The sequence below is a fragment of the Niallia laureatilytica genome, from assembly GCF_046613985.1.
GTDB lineage: Bacteria > Bacillota > Bacilli > Bacillales > Cytobacillaceae > Niallia.
Genome location: NZ_JBKKHP010000010.1, coordinates 108,364 through 124,754, shown reverse-complemented (window position 1 = coordinate 124,754; position 16,391 = coordinate 108,364). Strand labels below are relative to the sequence as shown.

General features: G+C 36.9%; 16 protein-coding genes. 8 read left to right on the top strand and 8 right to left on the bottom strand.

Annotated elements, in window-relative coordinates; translation table 11 throughout:
• Positions 1 to 25: 25 nt before the first annotated feature.
• The 3 genes from ACLIJJ_RS20905 to ACLIJJ_RS20895 form a co-directional block, all read right to left on the bottom strand.
• Positions 26 to 448 (bottom strand): hypothetical protein, encoded by a 423-nt coding sequence (locus ACLIJJ_RS20905; protein ID WP_285109891.1) that lies wholly within the window; start codon positions 446 to 448, stop codon positions 26 to 28.
• 64 nt (positions 449 to 512) lie between these two features.
• The gene (locus tag ACLIJJ_RS20900; protein WP_233315773.1) at positions 513 to 995 is read right to left on the bottom strand and encodes a competence protein ComK; all 483 of its coding nucleotides are present in this window, start codon (positions 993 to 995) and stop codon (positions 513 to 515) included.
• 166 nt (positions 996 to 1,161) lie between these two features.
• Complete coding sequence (locus ACLIJJ_RS20895) at positions 1,162 to 1,407, bottom strand: helix-turn-helix domain-containing protein (RefSeq protein WP_233315772.1); 246 nt, start codon at positions 1,405 to 1,407, stop codon at positions 1,162 to 1,164.
• Positions 1,408 to 1,740: 333 nt separating this feature from the next.
• On the opposite strand from ACLIJJ_RS20895, the gene ACLIJJ_RS20890 reads away from it, so the two are divergent.
• A complete protein-coding gene (locus ACLIJJ_RS20890; RefSeq protein WP_233315771.1) occupies positions 1,741 to 2,538 on the top strand; it encodes a hypothetical protein in 798 nt (265 codons plus the stop codon).
• A 37-nt stretch (positions 2,539 to 2,575) separates the two neighbouring features.
• Here the strand turns inward: ACLIJJ_RS20890 and ACLIJJ_RS20885 are convergent, their stop codons facing one another.
• Positions 2,576 to 2,704: a hypothetical protein gene (locus tag ACLIJJ_RS20885; protein ID WP_282581406.1), complete on the bottom strand. Its 129-nt coding sequence runs from the start codon at positions 2,702 to 2,704 to the stop codon at positions 2,576 to 2,578.
• 268 nt (positions 2,705 to 2,972) lie between these two features.
• Between ACLIJJ_RS20885 and ACLIJJ_RS20880 the strand changes: the two genes are divergently transcribed.
• The 6 genes from ACLIJJ_RS20880 (at position 2,973) to ACLIJJ_RS20855 (ending at position 9,732) form a co-directional block, all read left to right on the top strand.
• Positions 2,973 to 3,950, top strand: coding sequence for a glycosyltransferase family 2 protein (locus tag ACLIJJ_RS20880; protein ID WP_411411550.1), 978 nt, complete (start codon positions 2,973 to 2,975; stop codon positions 3,948 to 3,950).
• Between the two features lie 22 nt (positions 3,951 to 3,972).
• Positions 3,973 to 5,085, top strand: a complete 1,113-nt coding sequence (locus tag ACLIJJ_RS20875; protein ID WP_411411549.1) for a polysaccharide pyruvyl transferase family protein — start codon at positions 3,973 to 3,975, stop codon at positions 5,083 to 5,085.
• Positions 5,086 to 5,097: 12 nt separating this feature from the next.
• The gene (locus ACLIJJ_RS20870; RefSeq protein WP_411411548.1) at positions 5,098 to 6,624 is read left to right on the top strand and encodes a polysaccharide biosynthesis protein; all 1,527 of its coding nucleotides are present in this window, start codon (positions 5,098 to 5,100) and stop codon (positions 6,622 to 6,624) included.
• A 15-nt stretch (positions 6,625 to 6,639) separates the two neighbouring features.
• Positions 6,640 to 7,953, top strand: a complete 1,314-nt coding sequence (locus ACLIJJ_RS20865) for a glycosyltransferase family 2 protein (protein WP_411411547.1) — start codon at positions 6,640 to 6,642, stop codon at positions 7,951 to 7,953.
• 320 nt (positions 7,954 to 8,273) lie between these two features.
• On the top strand, positions 8,274 to 9,386 hold the full coding sequence (locus ACLIJJ_RS20860) for a DUF2599 domain-containing protein (RefSeq protein WP_411411546.1): 1,113 nt from the start codon (positions 8,274 to 8,276) through the stop codon (positions 9,384 to 9,386).
• Positions 9,387 to 9,399: 13 nt separating this feature from the next.
• A complete protein-coding gene (locus ACLIJJ_RS20855; RefSeq protein ID WP_411411545.1) occupies positions 9,400 to 9,732 on the top strand; it encodes a hypothetical protein in 333 nt (110 codons plus the stop codon).
• Positions 9,733 to 10,194: 462 nt separating this feature from the next.
• Here the strand turns inward: ACLIJJ_RS20855 and ACLIJJ_RS20850 are convergent, their stop codons facing one another.
• A complete protein-coding gene (locus tag ACLIJJ_RS20850) occupies positions 10,195 to 11,586 on the bottom strand; it encodes an amino acid permease (RefSeq protein ID WP_411411544.1) in 1,392 nt (463 codons plus the stop codon).
• Positions 11,587 to 12,125: 539 nt separating this feature from the next.
• Here ACLIJJ_RS20850 and ACLIJJ_RS20845 point away from each other — a divergent pair.
• Positions 12,126 to 13,379 (top strand): ATP-binding protein, encoded by a 1,254-nt coding sequence (locus tag ACLIJJ_RS20845; protein WP_411411543.1) that lies wholly within the window; start codon positions 12,126 to 12,128, stop codon positions 13,377 to 13,379.
• A 43-nt stretch (positions 13,380 to 13,422) separates the two neighbouring features.
• Here ACLIJJ_RS20845 and ACLIJJ_RS20840 read toward each other — a convergent pair whose 3' ends face one another.
• The 3 genes from ACLIJJ_RS20840 to ACLIJJ_RS20830 form a co-directional block, all read right to left on the bottom strand.
• Positions 13,423 to 13,560: a hypothetical protein gene (locus tag ACLIJJ_RS20840; RefSeq protein WP_233315761.1), complete on the bottom strand. Its 138-nt coding sequence runs from the start codon at positions 13,558 to 13,560 to the stop codon at positions 13,423 to 13,425.
• A gap of 81 nt (positions 13,561 to 13,641) precedes the next feature.
• Entirely contained in the window at positions 13,642 to 15,585 is a 1,944-nt protein-coding gene (locus ACLIJJ_RS20835) for an ABC transporter permease (RefSeq protein ID WP_251644813.1), read from the bottom strand.
• On the bottom strand, positions 15,575 to 16,336 hold the full coding sequence (locus ACLIJJ_RS20830) for an ABC transporter ATP-binding protein (protein ID WP_233315759.1): 762 nt from the start codon (positions 16,334 to 16,336) through the stop codon (positions 15,575 to 15,577). The genes ACLIJJ_RS20835 and ACLIJJ_RS20830 overlap by 11 nt, the downstream gene beginning before the upstream one ends.
• Between the last annotated feature and the right edge of the window lie 55 nt (positions 16,337 to 16,391).

Sequence of the window (16,391 nt, the reverse complement as noted above, 5' to 3'; positions counted from 1 at the left end):
CCGCTAAAAAAGGTTCTTCCTTTTTTTACTCTGATCTTCTCGTCCGTCCAGCTTTAGCCTTTTTTCGTGCCATTCGCAGAAAACCATACCGAATAACCCTGTACAGCACATAAACACCGAAAAACAGCAAAAATCCGTAAATCCCAACGACTGCATCCTGAAACTCCATATTGCCGCGGCCGGTGATGCCTTGTTGTATTTCAATCGCAAAAACGAGTACTAATATGAGTGTGAAGGTATAAATGAAGGAGATGCTCGTGATGCTCCATTTTGCAAGCAGTTTGAAAACGGCATGAACCGCGAAAAAGGAGAGGATGCCAATGATGCCAATAATCCATAGATGCAAGTCTTTATCACTAGCCTGCCAGCCGAAATGGGCCGCAGCCTGCATGATAATATCATGTATTTCATTGACAATCCCGGCGATGAATCGAATAATTTCTGCCATATCTTCCTCCTGTAACAACTTTTATTCTTCATTAATACCCGATTTTCTTATTGTTGGCAAGAGATTATGTGCTGACAGGAAAATCACCGCTCAATGCTTTCACACACATCCAGGTTCTGTACATCTGTTTGTCGAGAATATGAGCCGATTCCTTAACCTCCAGCTTCCTGCCATTTTGGAAAACAATCATTGTACTTTTATTGCTGACAGAGGATGCTCCTGAAATGAGGTTAACATGGGAGAAAAAAATCCAGTGGCAGTCCATTTGGCTTGGCGATTGTGTTGGGAAAGCGTAGATGTTTTTTTGCGGATTGATGGGAATGGGGATTTTCTTTTTAATGCCGGTCAGAAAGGAAACAGCACAGCGCCGTCCGTCATATTCAGCCCCGCCGAAAAGGGAGGCCTGTTTGATCAGCTCAAGCGGAGTTTTCTTTACATAATATTCTTCTGTTCCTTCAAGGACAATCGTGCTGTACTCCAGATTATAGGCAGGTTTCAAGGCGAGGGTTTTTTCGCTTATTTCATAATCATCATAGAAATTAGCCATTGCGATGCACTCCTTTTTTAGTAGGTGAAAAGGGAGGTTTGCATGCAGTTAATCTTAAGAAGGGAAAAATTTTTTGCGAGAGGTATTGTCTGTTGTTTCTTGGATACAGTAAAAATTACAGGGATTTAGAGAGAATATAAATGGGGAGGGGAAAGGAGTTAGTAAGCTAAATTTGCTCCTTGTACTCTTTTTCTGCTTGAATGAACAGAAAACTAGGATTGATGCCCAATTCCTTGCATAGCTTATATAGAGTAAAGGATTTTGGAATAGATGTGCCGCGTTCAATCCTGCCGATGAAATTGGGGCTCATGCTTGTCCGTTCGCCGAGCTGTTCAAGGGATAAACCCTTCTTCATTCTTGCATAGCGGATTTGTTTTCCTAATGAACTTGCAAAAAATTTTTCATTAATCATGTCAAACCTTCTTTTAGCATTATTATCCATTAAAAAAGAAGGCGTTTCCACAACCAAGAGTTTGCTTTTTTACATTTATAGTAAATGATTGCTAAAAAAAGTTTGAACGCTCCTCTTTCTCTGGTTTTCCTATTATGGCAGGTTTCAAGGCGTGCGTCTAAAGCATTTTGAATCATTCTTTTAAAAAAAGTTTGGATGTGTTAAATCGTTTTGAAGGGAAAACTGAAATAGAGGGCGAAATATTTAGTAGAGCAATACTTTTTTAAAATTCTTGAAAGGGTGATTTTTATTGTTATTCAACCTGCAAAACTAACCAGTCTAGCAAAAGAGTGTTTGGAAAACTTCGAATCAAAAAAAGATTTATCCTATGTTGTGAAATCTTCTATGCCAATTTTGTACTTTGGCAATATCAAAAAATATTTTGAATCCCCGATCCGTATCATTACAGTCGGTTTGAATCCTTCCAAGAAGGAGTTCCCTGACCCAGACCCTTTCCTTCGTTTTCAGTCAATGAAAAAAGATCATTTTTATGATTTTAATCAGCAATATTTGGCTGCCCTAAATGAATACTTCCAAGATAAGCCATACAAAGAATGGTTTGATCCAGCCTATGAGCCGTTATTGAACGGTCTTGATGCCAGCTTCTATGGCAATATGGTAAACACGGCCATCCATACAGACATCTGTTCCTCCCTTGCGACGAATCAGACATGGGAATCGCTCAGCAGAAGTGAACAGAAAAACCTTGAATCAAGCGGTGTTCCAGCTTGGCACAAGCTTGTAGATTATTTGGAGCCAGATATTATTCTATTATCTGTTTCCGGCGGTCATCTTTCCAAAATTGCCTTTGAGACAGTCAATGATTGGGAGACCGTTTATACAACACAAATGGACCGCCCATATTTGGTAAACAGCAAGAAGGTTGTGTTAAGCAGCGGCAAGCAGTCATCGATTTATTTCGGCAGAGCAGCAGAATTGCCGTTTGGTTTCATCTCCAGTGAGACGAAGTACTTAATAGGCAGACATCTTAAAAAGCTGTCAGATAAACCGGAATATACTCCTGACTTTAATCAAGCTTATATGTACTCTGCTATGGACCTCGACCAAAACGACGGCGAGATTTTTGGATAAACGGAAAGTAAGCCTCCATTTATTGGAGGCTTATTTTTTATTCTTTATTCTTCTTTTCATCAGACTCGTTGTTGTCTTCTTTAATATTCTTTACCTGTTCTTCAACTTTCTTGTCATCAAGTGGACGGTCCACTGTTTTGTCTTTTAAATCATTCGGTTTAACCATTTTGGACAGCCTCCTTTAGTGTTGTACTTTATATATAGACGCTGTGAATTTTTTTAAACCATGAATTATTTTAAGAGTTGTAATAGTTTGATGGATAAAGAGAGGGAGTTCATTAAAAGCAACAGGAAAAACTTTAAGTTACTGTAAAGAATTAGTGTTATTTCTGCTAATTAAATTCCATTATTATCTTTGCTTTTCTAATTGTTAGTATAATGAACGAAAGAGGAGCTACCCTAATGTACAACATAGCGGAGGGACAAACAAAGACATGATTAATCCTTTAATAAGTGTTATCATACCTGTTTATAATGTAGAAGCATATATAACGAGATGTTTGGATTCACTCAAAAATCAAACGTATAAACATATAGAAATAGTAGTGATAAATGACGGTTCGACTGATAACTCTTTAAGCATTGTAGAGGAAATCGGCAAAACAGAAAATAGAATCCGCATTTATAACAAAGAAAATGGCGGTCAAGCCAGCGCTAGAAACTTAGGGATAAGTATCGCAAAAGGCGAATACTTTATGTTTGTGGACAGCGATGATTATTTGGACAATAATGCCGTTCAAGCATGTGTGGATATAGTCAACAGCCAACAATGTGACTTGATTGTGTTTGACTATTACAAAGTGAATAAACAAGGCCAGAAACAGCATATTCATCTTGGCACAGAACTGCATACCTGCAGTGCCGGACCTTGTAATAAACTGTTTAGCAGAAAGTTATGGGAGAACTATCGTTTTCCTGAGGGTTATTGGTATGAAGATCTCGGGATTGTCCCAGTGGTTGTTGCGAATGCTAGTAATATAGCAAAAATTGATCAAGCCCTCTATTTTTATGATATTTCAAGAGATACTTCTCAAACGAACACAATTAATCCTTTAAAACTGAACGATAAGATTTATATGGTTGAAAATGTGTATAAGGAATTAGAAAAACAAGGGAAGCTTAATAAGAATCTAAATAAGGTTGAATATTTGTTTATCGACCATCTCTTGAATGGATTATTATTTAAACTCATGTACGTAGAAGATACGACTGTAAGAATGAATATAGCCGTGAATATAAAGACAACAATGGACCGCTACTTCCCTAAATGGGAAGCTTCCGTAAAGCATAACAATAAAGGGATAAAAAAATTAATGAAAAGAATTGTAATTCATCAATACTTAAAGGGTCAGTTTCTCCTAGGCGATGTTTTATTAAAGTACCCGAAACAGCTTAAAAAGAAGATTGTGTAAAAAAGCTAACTAACTTAACTGTATGGATAAACGAGGTGTTTCTTTGAAAAGGGTTTTAATATCAGCATATTTAAACAACAACTTAGGAGATGATTTATTCGTTAAAGTTTTATGTGAGCGATACCCTCAAACACAATTCTATATTTATGAAAATAAAGGGAAGCTTAGTGCTTTCACAGGAATAAAAAACTTACATGTGATTTATCCGAATATCCTATATAAGGTGATTGATAAGATTCCTAATAAACTATTCAGCAAATCCTTTATTAGAACGATGCTTGGTTTAACGATGGACGCACATGTATATATTGGCGGCTCTCTTTTTATCGAAAAAGAGAATTGGAAAATGAAGATAAAAAAGGATAAAGCGAAGCTATTAAATAATAAGTCTAATTTTTTGTTAGGCTGCAATTTTGGGCCATATGAAAATAGCGGCTTTTTTGAAAGCTATCAACATATCTTCTCAAACTATGATGATGTTTGCTTTAGAGATAATCAATCATATGAGTTGTTTAAAGAGCTTCCCAATGTCCGCTTAGCACAAGATGTTGTGTTTAATTTGGATTATCAAGCACAAGGAATTCAGGTGGAGAAAAGGGTTGGTATTTCACTGATAGATGTGAGTAACCGGGAAAACCTAGCACCATTTAAAGCGGCTTATTTACAGAAGATGAAAGAAATTTGTGAATCATTTATTAACAATGATTATCAAGTCACGTTATTTTCCTTCTGTAAATATGAAGGTGATGAAAAAGCAATCGCTGAGCTGCTGCAAGTAATGGACGATAAATACAAGCCTAACATCAAAGTAGTTAACTATAAAAATGATTTAGATACAGCATTGGCGGAGCTTCATAAAGTCGAAATAATGTATGCCACAAGATTTCACGCGATGATTCTTGGGTTGTTATTTAAGAAAAAAGTGTTTCCGATAATTTACAGCAAAAAAATGACCAATGTGTTACACGATATAAATTTTGAAGGAAAATACAGTGAAATCAAGGATATTGGCAAGCTTGATATTACAGAACTTGCACAGGTAGAGTATCGAGAACTGGATATGGAGCATATTATCAAGGATTCTAACCTGCAGTTTCTACAGCTGGATAAATACTTGTTGAATGACTGGAAATAAAAAGGAGTAAATATGAAAGCCAAAAGAAGTCTGATCAATTTAGCCTTAGGGTTAATAAGTCAGTTACTAATCATAGCACTGGGCATTTTAATTCCGCGTTTACTTTTGGTGAACTTTGGTTCTGAGGTAAATGGATTATTATCTTCTGTTGGGCAAATTATTATTTATATGTCCCTATTAGAAGCAGGGGTAGGAGCTGCCTCCTTACAAGCATTATATAAACAAGTGGCAGGTGCAAATCGGGAAAATATAAATTCTATCCTGTCAGCTACATCAAGCTACTATAAAAAAACGGGTATTTACTATTTTATCTGTATTATCCTGCTTTCCGTTTTCTATCCGCTTTTTATTGATTCATCCATCGATAAAATGACGATTATGTTTGTAATTCTCGTTACGGGTATGGGCGGAGCTATTAATTTCTATTTTCAAGGAACCTTTAAAGTTTTTTTAATTGCAGAAGGAAAAAGCTATGTCGATACATCAATCACAACACTTATTAATATTGTGATAAGTGGATTAAAGATTCTATTTATCCTTAAAGGCTATAATCTTATTGCGATTCAATCGACACATTTTGTGTTAATGATTGTGCAAATTATCATTTATCAAATCTATATTAATAGAAATTATCAATGGCTAGATTTAAAGGTTAAACCAGATTTTGACGCCATTTCGCAAAAAAAATCAGTGATGGTTCACCAAATATCTTCTCTAATCTTTAACAATACGGATGTCCTTATTCTGACTATCTTTACGAATTTAAAGGTTGTAAGTGTCTATGTGCTTTATAATATGCTGTTTTCTGTATTAGATAAAGTCATCAGCACCGTCAACAGCAGTGTCACATTTGCACTCGGACAAACCTTTCATGAAGGCAAAGATAAGTTCTTAAAACTATTTAATGCTTACGAAGTTTGTTTCATGTCCTTTGTGTTCTCCTTATTTACGGTCGCCTATATATTCATCTTGCCATTTATGGAGCTGTATACGAGCGGAATTAAGGATATAAACTATATTGATTTTTGGATACCGACCTTATTTGTCATCATTAAATTATTAGTGAATGCGCGAGCAACCTCTAATAATGTCATAAATATTGCAGGGCATTTCAAGAAGACACAAAGCCGGGCGATATTGGAATGTACGATTAATCTAGTCTGCTCCATCACGCTTGTTCAGTTTTTAGGAATATATGGTGTGCTGCTTGGCACAATCGCAGCATTATTATATCGCTCTATCGATATCGTCCTTTATGCGAACAAAAAGATACTGGAAAGAAATGCGTGGATGACAATAAGAAGATGGCTGACAAATATTGTGATATTCTCAATCATCGTAACTGCAGCCAAAGCGATGAGCATTCATCCAACTTCTTATATAACTACAATTCTTAGCGCCGTTATTTTATTAGGATTAACGATTGTGATATTTGCATCTATTAATGCTGTTATCGACAGAGAGGCTTTTAAATATACAAGAGATATTATCGTTAAACTTATTAATCAACAAAAGCGCAAAAAATCTATCTCTACATAAGAGAGGAGGATGTTTATGAATTCGGAGCATGAACTAAAACAAACTGGCACTGTGATTACTGACTTTTTCCATACCAATCAGCAAGAAATGAGCACTATAGTGGATATAGCACAACTTCAAAAGTTTTTAAGTGAAAAACTAGCTGACTCTGCCGAACAAAAGGATTATTTAGAGAATTTTAACGAAGTGTTACTTGCACTGTTAAAAGGAAAGCTGTCTGCAGAAGTGTTTCTTTTCTATTTAGAAGCGCAATTTTTTCTAGATGAAGCAGCTGCTAAACAAATATTCACTCATATAACGAGGTTTCAGGCTTTTAAGGAAAGCTCGCTGCATGATGAAATTACGTTCCAAAACCAATCAGGACCGAAAGTGAATGTTATTATTACTACGTATAATAGAGAAAGATTTCTAGAACAAGTAATTGATAGTATTCTAAAGCAAGATTATCCAAATATTGAGTTAATCATCATAGACGATAACTCCCAGGACGGAACAAGCTCTTTAATGGAGAAGAAATATGCTAGTACGTCCAATGTCATTTATATGAGAAATAACAAGAATGAAGGACCAGGCACGAACCGGTTGAAAGCCTTTGTTACAAATGCTGACGGCGAGTATATTTTCTTTTTAGATGATGACGATTATCTGATTGATTCGAATTATATAAGCAAAGCAGTCCATTTTCATGAACAGCATCCAGAAGTTTCATTTGTGGCAGCTAATGTATTCTTAGATAAAACGAACAAATCCGAATTAAAACTTTCAGACCTTAAGCTAAACACCATCGTCAAAAAATATGATTATTTTATTAACTTTGAAAAAAAAGGCTACCCGAAGCCAGCATCCACACTAACAACTGTTTTTAAGCGGTCTGCGCTCATTGAGATGGACATTGTAAACATGAAAATGGTCAATGATTCTGCTATCTATTTAAGATCCCTGCTCGTTGGCGATGCCGGCTTTCTTGATACAGTCGCAGGTGTGTATCGAATTCACGGCAATAATATCACCTTTAACTTAAAGAGTGACTTTATCATTGAGAATTTAAACGAAAAAAAGACAATCAAAAATATGGCTGTTAATGACTTCAACTACAATGCCAAAGAAGTAGAGGACTGGTTTGGAAACAGTGTGTACGTTACAGTTATGTACTTCTTAAAATATTCCGCTAAAAACGCAAATGATTATTTTGTGATGTTAAATTGGACAAAGGAAAACTGCAGAAGTATTTATAAAAAGATGCGATATGCAGCGCTGAAATTTGTCATTAAAAGACGGCTGTCCAGACTTCGTAATCTGGGCAGGAAAGCTGTCGTGCAGAAAAGTTAACAAGGAAGGGTGAGTCCGGTTTTTATTGGGCTCATCTTTTTTGTCTAAGCATTTATTCTTAGATAGTTAATCCTTACTTTTGAACAAATATCCAAAAAAGCACTCTATGTTAGTTGTGTCCATCAATTAATAGAGAGTGCTTTGTATTAATTCTCCTTCTAACTTAGGTAGAAATATAATGAAAAATTTCCCTTTCAATTTTAGAGAAATACTACTATGTGCTAATTAATGTGAATAACCCATCTTCCATGATCATTTTGTGAACTCAAAGGAAACGGATGCTTCAATAAAGAAACCCAAAAAAGAAGAGAGGAGGGCAGATGAAATATAAAAAAATCCATGAAGCAAGATGTTTCACTTTAAGTATTACAAATATTGAGGGGGAATTTCTTATGTTTAAAAAAATATTTAGTCTAATTGTAATTACCGTTCTGTTTGTAGGTATGTTTAATCTGCCAATTACAAGAGCAGAGACGAAGGATAATTCTAATATCAAATCTCCTGAAGAATTTGCAGCCAATATGGAGGAGTTACCATTCGATTTAATCGAAGATGTTGAAACAAGTGACTATAAAGAAAATAGGGATAGTATCATATCGGAGGAAGAAGAATACAGTGCAGAGATAGATTTTGATAAAAGTAGTATAGAATTTACAGATGAAGATGGAAATAGTATTGAGATTTCTTTAGATGATGAAGAGTTAGAGTTTAAAGAAAATGATGATGGAACTATAGTTTATGAAAATGAAGATGAAGATTATCAGGTGAAAAACCAAATATTGGATGGAGGTTTCAGGCAAATTTATACACTGGAATCTGAAGAATCGCCTAAAGAATTTAAAATTGACATTGAGTTAGAGAAAAACCAATATTTAGTTGAAGAAGACGGATTATATTATGTTAAAGATGATAAGGGAGAAATAATATTCAGTATTGGGAAGCCTTGGGCTGTTGATAATGAAGGTGATTTTATAGAAAGTCAGTATACTCTCAAGGATAATGCAATCTATCAAACAGTAGAATATACAGGCGATAGTTACCCTCTCCAAGCTGATCCTTTGTTCTGTTCAGATACCATAAATAATACTGACTCAAAGTATTTTGGAAATAGTAGCAGTGGTAAATTCTCTGTTTATACAAGAACGTGTGCAAAATTATTCGTAACTTCAAGCTATGTTTTAGGCTCACCATTAACAGGGACATTTGCATCAACTGTTATTGCAAAGGACATGTGGTCTGAGGTTACCGCAGATGCAAATTTCAAGAAAAGTATAGCGAGCTCAAAACATGGTAGGATGAAAGATCAATTTATATGTCATGCGATAAATCCAGGTACTGTTTGGAAAACATCATGGAACTTAGAACCTTGGAGACCTGATAAGTCTCTACTTAACACATATTTAGATGCATGTAATCCGAAAAAAAATTATTAACAGGAGTAAATCAATGGGGCTAATTAATAGTTTAAGTGCTACTGTTTATGAACCAATGATAGTAGTATTTTTGTTATTTTCTGCTGGGTTACTATTTTTTTTCATATTATTATATTGTTTACTGAACTTGAAATTTAATATGATAGGGTTTGTTTTTCTTGGACTGTCTATAATTACCTATTTATTGGTTGGCATATACATGGTGGGTAAAGGTTATTACTATGATACAGACCCGAGAGAAGGTCATATTTTTAATAATTATGGATTTTTAGAGCTGATTCTATTAACATACCCATACATTTTCCTAACACTGGCCTGTAGTATAGGTAAAAAGAAAAAGCAGTGAAAGCAAAAAGGGGAATCGTATATTCAAGTGCGAATCCCTTTTATTAAATGCGAGCTCGTATTAAATAAGAGAAAGGAGGGAGGATGATGAACTTCCCTGGAAGTGAGAGTGATTATTTATATGAGCCATTATATGTATGTGTATTGTTACTATTGTTAGGATTAATCTTTTTTGGCATATTATTATATTGTGTTCTAAATATAAAATTCCATATACTAGGCTATGTTTTGCTTACTATATCATTTGTCACTTATTTGCTCGTCGGCATCTATATGGTGGGTAAAGTTATTACTATGATACAGATCCGAGAGAAGGTCATATTTTTAGAGAATATGGATTTATAGAGCTAATTCTATTAACATACCCATACATTTTCCTAACTCTTGCCTGTTGTATAGGTCAAAAAAAATCAGCTAAATAAAAAACAGCACTCCTTAATGTTAGGAGTGCTGTTTTCTATATTTAACGGTTTGCTGTTGCAGTAGTGTCCTTTTTGTCTGGGCGTTCCTTGCCGATGCCAAAAGCGAAGAAGCTGATGACAACTAAGAGAAGGAAGATGATTCCGACAACAAGAGAGACTTGTGTGTCTTTATTGAAGGCCATGCCGACAAGGACGATTAATAGAAATACGATAGTTGCATAATTTGTTACAGGTGCAAATGGCATTTTAAATGGATGGCTGCCCATTTCGGCTGCTTTCGCTTTTCTGAAACGAATTTGGCTGATTAAGATGACAAACCATGGCACCATTCCTGGCAAGACACTTGCACTATAAACGTAAACAAAGATGCCCTTTGGTGCGATATAGCTTAAGATAACACCAACTAATAATCCGACCATAACGCCAATTGTGCTGAATAATGGTACGCCATTTGAAGTTAGTTTTCCAAAAAAGGCTGGTGCTTGCTTGTTCATTGCTAATGTATAAAGCATGCGTCCTGCACTGTAAATACCGCTGTTGCAGCCTGACATGGCAGCAGTGATAACAACAAAGTTAATAATACCAGCAGCAGCTGTGATACCGACTTTAGCAAATGTTGCTACAAACGGGCTGCCGACAGAGCTGAGCTGATCCCATGGATACACTGTAACAATAACGAAAATCGCGCCAATATAGAAAATAAGAATGCGCCAGATAATGCTGTTGATTGACTTTGTCAGTGTTTTCTTTGGATCTTTTGCTTCTCCAGCAGTGATCCCAATCAATTCAACTCCTTGATAGGCACCGATAACAAGAGAAAGGGCAAAGAAGAATCCTGTGAAGCCGCCTGAGAAAAAGCCGCCGTGTGCCCACAGATTGGATAAGCCGACAGCTTGTCCGCCGTTTCCAAATCCGAAGAAGATAATGCCTAAGCCTGCTACAATTAAGAGCACGATTGTAACAATTTTAATCATGGCAAACCAAAATTCAAATTCTCCGAAGGATTTTACAGATACTAAATTAGCAGCACCTAGTATTGCCATGGCGATTAATCCTGGAATCCATGGCGGTAAATCAGGGAACCAGTAGTTCATATATTCTCCGACAGCGATGATTTCTGACATGCCGACAATTACCCACTGGAACCAGTTGCTCCAAGCAGTCATATAGCCTGCAAGCGGGTGGATGTATTTATGGCCGAATGTGGCGAAGGAACCTGTGCTAGGCTCTAGATAAAGCATTTCTCCCATTGCCCGCATGATAAAGAATACGAACATTCCAGCAATTGCGTATGCAAGCAAAACGGATGGGCCTGTCCAGCCGATTGTACTGGAAGAGCCTAGGAACAGTCCGACTCCGATTGTTCCGCCTAATGCAATCATCTGGATATGACGTGATTCTAAGCCTTGGGAAAGCTTGTTGTTGTTTGACATTTATATCCCCTCTTTCACGATTTAGCAGCCGTAATTTTCAAAATATGATAATGCTCATGGAGTAGGTTTCCGGCAACGAAATGATGAAGTTGGAATAAAACCAATCTCATTTCTTGCAGTTTTATTAAAAAGCATCTTTCAGCTGGTTATCTATAATTCTTGATTCAACTTAACTATCATAATAAATTTTTCCTAAGAATACAATTGTATTTCTGGAGAGTACAATAAGAAAGGGTTTTCATGAACAAGAATTCTTTATTTTGCAATAGTGTGTGAATAATGAGACAGCGTTTGAGACCGCAAGCTACAAGGGTAGAAGAAAAATAAAGCTATATAACAATAAAGAAATGATCTTTTTGCGATTTCTGCAGATTTTTTGACAAAAGACACATAATCTAGCCGTAAAAAAACAATCATAAATTTTTACCAATTCCACCAATCAGATGGTAGAATAAGAGAAAAGAATGTTCATCATAAAGAACGTGTTAATACTATTATGTTGCATGGGAGCAATGGATATGATGGGGAGACCTCCAAATATGAAAAGAACTGGACAAGTTGTGTTGGTGTTAGTTTCGGTCCTATTTACGTTGTATCAGAAGATAGCAGACCAAGAGCCTTTCTTTACAATCGACTTCTTCATTTTTACGGCCATTGCATGGTTTGTCGGCTATCATATTGACTTAGGCAGCTATTTTGAGCAAAAAGCCCGTTTGAGTGAGACCAGCTACAGGCTGCTAGTTGATTCCCTGCCAGAGCCGGTGTTTATTCATCACAAGAACAAAATTATCTATGTGAATAAGGCAGCAGTTCTAATGATGGGGGCGAACTCTCCTAGTGAGCTGATTGGCAGGTCCTTCGGAGAATTCATTGCACCTGAATATAAGGAACGCTGGGAAATGCGGATGAGTCTTGTCAAAACAGAGAAGAAGCCGCTCCACAATATTGAATATAAAATGATGCGATTCGACAAATCGGTGTTTTATTTTGAGGTCAGCTGTCTGTCGATTGCCTTTGACGGCAAGGATGCCGTTCTTTCCCTCGGCACAGATATTACAGAGCGCAAAGAGCAGACGAACCAATATGTGCAGAAGTCAGAGAAAATGGCGCTGCTCGGGCAAATGTCTGCAGGAATTGCCCACGAAATCCGCAATCCTCTTACTTCCATCAAAGGATTTATTCAGCTGTTAAAGTCTGATGATAAGCAGAATGAATATTTGGATATTGTTCTATCCGAAATAGAGCGAATAAATACGATTGTCGGAGAGTTTTTGTTTCTTTCTAAACCGACTGCAGACGTTTATAAAAAGAAAAATATTAAAGATATTATTAAAGATGTTGTCACCTTTATCAATGCTCAGTCCAATTTGTATAATACACAAATTTACACGAAGATGGATGAAGACATCCCGATGATTTTTTGTGAAGAAAACCGTTTGAAGCAAGTATTCCTTAACCTTCTGCAAAACTCGATCGAAGCAATGCCAAACGGGGGAATTATTGCGATAACAGTAGAAGCGCTAGAAGAAGACAAGATATCAATTCAAATTGTCGACCAAGGGATTGGCATTGAAGAAGAGAGACTTGCGACACTCGGCGAACCTTTCTATACAACAAAGGAGAAGGGGACAGGACTTGGATTAATGACCTGCTTCAAGATAATTGAAGAGGGCCATCACGGCCAATTAAACATTAAAAGTAGGGTAGGTAGTGGGACGACTGTGGAAATAGTGCTGCCAAGCCTTACACAGGAAATGTTAGGAGGGGGCAGCAACTCCAAATTTGCCCAATGAAAAGAGCAGGCTAACGTAAACTAGCCTGCTCTTTTTATACGGGTTATTTATTAAACTTATCTTTCATTTTATCCTTTAACTTTTCACCCATATCTCTTTCTTTGTCTCGGACTTTCTCATTTCTTTGCGCCTTTTTCGCAGCATCGATAGCTTTGTCTTTGTATTGGTCAAAGTTACTCATTTCTATCATCCTCCTTAAAAGGTTATAAAGTATATATAGACCTTCTGACAGAAGATAAACTTCCAATAATAGGTAAAGATTTTAAAGCGCGTTGTTTATTACTTTTTTATAGTATAGGACAGATAATAGTCCAAAGATGGAATAGAGAAGCGTGTAGACGACCATAACAGTAAGCATTGGTGTCCATGCTGTTCCGAAAAAGAACCAGCCTGATTGGACAGCAAAATAACTGTGAGCAAGACCAATCACAAGGGGAATTCCGAAGCTGAACAGCTGCTTGCCTTGAATTCCTCTGAGCAGATCACCCTTCGTATAGCCAAGCTTTCTTAAAATCGTGTAGTTATGCTTTTCCTCTTCGCCTTCATCCATCTGTTTAAAGTAAAGAATACAGCCGGAAGTGATAAGGAAGGTCAAACCTAGAAATCCGACGATAAACATAGTCAGTCCCATATTAGACTTGTTGTTAGTGGCCATATCCAGACGGGAAAGGCTGAATTCCTGCTCCTCTAATTTAAGGTCATGGTAAATGTCATTCGCTTTTTCAATCTCCGCGTTTTTGTTAATATTAACTCCGAAATAAGTGCTTGAAGCTAACTGCAGCTTGTCATTTTTGTTGCTGTTAAGCTGAGCAAATACCTTTTCGTCGACAATCGTTGTCGGCATCCCGCCAGCTGTGTACTTATAGGATATAACTGGCACGTCATCTAAACCAATGAGGTGCAGCGGGATTGCTTCGTCCTTTGTTTCAAGCGTTATATCTCCAGTGTTTTTCATCGGCATAAATTCTTTTAATGCACCATCATAGTTTGTGAATAATGATTCATCCTCCTCTAAATCGACCCCTTTCACACTGTTTTCGCTTACAACAGCAAGTGTCGTCATATTCGGGTCGAAATTAAGATTGTTGAAATCCGCCTTTAAAATTTTGCCGATATTAATATCAGCCATTATTACGTCAATCTTTGTTTCGTCATATGCTATCTTATTTTTGGTTAATTGTTCTGTAAACAACGCAGCTTCCTCACTCGATCCGAATGAAAAATTAGCGGGGATGCTAGTCTCTGCATTTTTCTCAGCAGAATAGTAGGAGATATAGCATAACGACAGCAAGGCAATCGCAAGCGCTGATACAGTTGTGATAATGGTTAACAGAAGCGAATTGGATTTCATCTTGAACATGATGCTCGATAAAGACAGGACCTCATTAATGTTTAAATAGCCGTTTTTGCTTTTGCGGACAAGATTGAACAGAAAGCTGACAGACCCTTTATAGAAGAGATAGGTGCCAAGTATAACAGACCCTAATATAAAGGCCATCGCACCAAACAATGCATTCATTGTCTGAAAATCGCCATCAAACAGCTTTGACGAAACATAATAGCCTGAGATGATTCCTGCTATCCCGATAATCCCGATAATAATCTCCATGACGGACATTTTTTTAACTCTGCCTTCTGCAGATGATGTTACTCTGAACAAGTTTAAGATTGTTTGTCTTTTAATGAAGATGTAATTCATCAGCATAATGAAGATATAGATGACTGCAAACACAAGAATTGTCTGTACTAATGCCTCATTTGAAAAATGAAGTTTTGCAATTCCTTTTACGCCAGTTATCTTAAATAAAACTAAGATAATTAGCTTTGAAAAGGAAAAGCCGATGAAGGTACCGATGAAAAGCGCTCCAAAGTATAACAGGAAGTTCTCCATTCCTAGAAGCCAAAAGATTTTTTCCTTCGTCATGCCAATCAGCTGGAACAGTCCGATTTCCTTGCTGCGTCTTTTAATGAAAATCATATTCGCATAAAAAAGAAAAATGGAGACGATAACGACTAACAAGATAGAGGCAACTTTAATGGCAGCACCGCCTTTAATCGTTCCTTCCACCGAATCCATAGACGGATCATATTGAAGGGTGACAAAAGCGAAATACAAGCAGACACTGAAAATCAAGGCAAATACATACAAGTAATAATGCTTGATGTTTTTGACAAGATTGCGAAAAATGAGCTGATTAATGTTCATATTGCACCCCGCTCAAAATTCCTTGTGTCTTCATGATATCCTGGAAGAAATGCTGCCTGTCCTGCTCTCCCTTATTTAACTGTGTGTAAATTTGTCCATCTTTAATGAAAATGACCCTGCTGCAATAGCTCGCAGCAAGTGGATCATGTGTAACCATCAAAATGGTTGCGGCAAGTGTTTCGTTCAAGCTGCTCAGCTTGTTCAAAAGATCAGAAGCTGATTTACTGTCCAATGCACCAGTCGGCTCATCAGCAAAGATGATGCTCGGCTCATGGATAAAAGCTCTGGCTGCAGATGTGCGCTGCTTCTGGCCGCCGGAAATCTCGTTTGGATATTTATCCTTTAGCTCAAATATGCCGAGCTCATTGGCGATTTTTGTAAAGCGGTTTTCTGCTTCCTTTCTTGGTGTTTTCGTTATCGACAAGGGAAGAAGGATATTCTCCTTCACTGTCAGTGTGTCGAGCAGGTTATAATCTTGAAAGATGAAGCCGAGGTTGTTTTTACGGAACTGAGCAAGCTGCTTCTCCCTCATCCCGGTTATTTCACTGCCTTCAATTTTAATGGTTCCGTTGCTTACTTTATCTATGGAAGACAGCACATTAAGCAATGTTGTTTTTCCAGAACCAGAAGCTCCCATAATGCTGACAAACTCGCCTTTTTGAACAGACAGACTGACACCTCTGAGCACCTCTTGTTTATTAAATTTGTTTCCATAGCTTTTTTGAATTTGATTTGCTTCTAATATCATCAAATTAAGTCACTCTCCTAACCACTTGTTTATATCTACATTATAGGCACCTCGAACT

Excerpts from the sequence above, each read along its gene's own strand:
- ACLIJJ_RS20905 (WP_285109891.1), bottom strand. The coding sequence starts at position 448 with ATGGCAGAAATTATTCGATTCATCGCCGGGATTGTCAATGAAATACAT.
- ACLIJJ_RS20900 (WP_233315773.1), bottom strand. The coding sequence starts at position 995 with ATGGCTAATTTCTATGATGATTATGAAATAAGCGAAAAAACCCTCGCC.
- ACLIJJ_RS20895 (WP_233315772.1), bottom strand. The coding sequence starts at position 1,407 with ATGATTAATGAAAAATTTTTTGCAAGTTCATTAGGAAAACAAATCCGC.
- ACLIJJ_RS20885 (WP_282581406.1), bottom strand. The coding sequence starts at position 2,704 with ATGGTTAAACCGAATGATTTAAAAGACAAAACAGTGGACCGTCCACTT.
- ACLIJJ_RS20880 (WP_411411550.1), top strand. The coding sequence starts at position 2,973 with ATGATTAATCCTTTAATAAGTGTTATCATACCTGTTTATAATGTAGAA.
- ACLIJJ_RS20875 (WP_411411549.1), top strand. The coding sequence starts at position 3,973 with ATGGATAAACGAGGTGTTTCTTTGAAAAGGGTTTTAATATCAGCATAT.
- ACLIJJ_RS20870 (WP_411411548.1), top strand. The coding sequence starts at position 5,098 with ATGAAAGCCAAAAGAAGTCTGATCAATTTAGCCTTAGGGTTAATAAGT.
- ACLIJJ_RS20865 (WP_411411547.1), top strand. The coding sequence starts at position 6,640 with ATGAATTCGGAGCATGAACTAAAACAAACTGGCACTGTGATTACTGAC.
- ACLIJJ_RS20860 (WP_411411546.1), top strand. The coding sequence starts at position 8,274 with ATGAAATATAAAAAAATCCATGAAGCAAGATGTTTCACTTTAAGTATT.
- ACLIJJ_RS20855 (WP_411411545.1), top strand. The coding sequence starts at position 9,400 with ATGGGGCTAATTAATAGTTTAAGTGCTACTGTTTATGAACCAATGATA.
- ACLIJJ_RS20850 (WP_411411544.1), bottom strand. The coding sequence starts at position 11,586 with ATGTCAAACAACAACAAGCTTTCCCAAGGCTTAGAATCACGTCATATC.
- ACLIJJ_RS20845 (WP_411411543.1), top strand. The coding sequence starts at position 12,126 with ATGAAAAGAACTGGACAAGTTGTGTTGGTGTTAGTTTCGGTCCTATTT.
- ACLIJJ_RS20840 (WP_233315761.1), bottom strand. The coding sequence starts at position 13,560 with ATGAGTAACTTTGACCAATACAAAGACAAAGCTATCGATGCTGCGAAA.
- ACLIJJ_RS20835 (WP_251644813.1), bottom strand. The coding sequence starts at position 15,585 with ATGAACATTAATCAGCTCATTTTTCGCAATCTTGTCAAAAACATCAAG.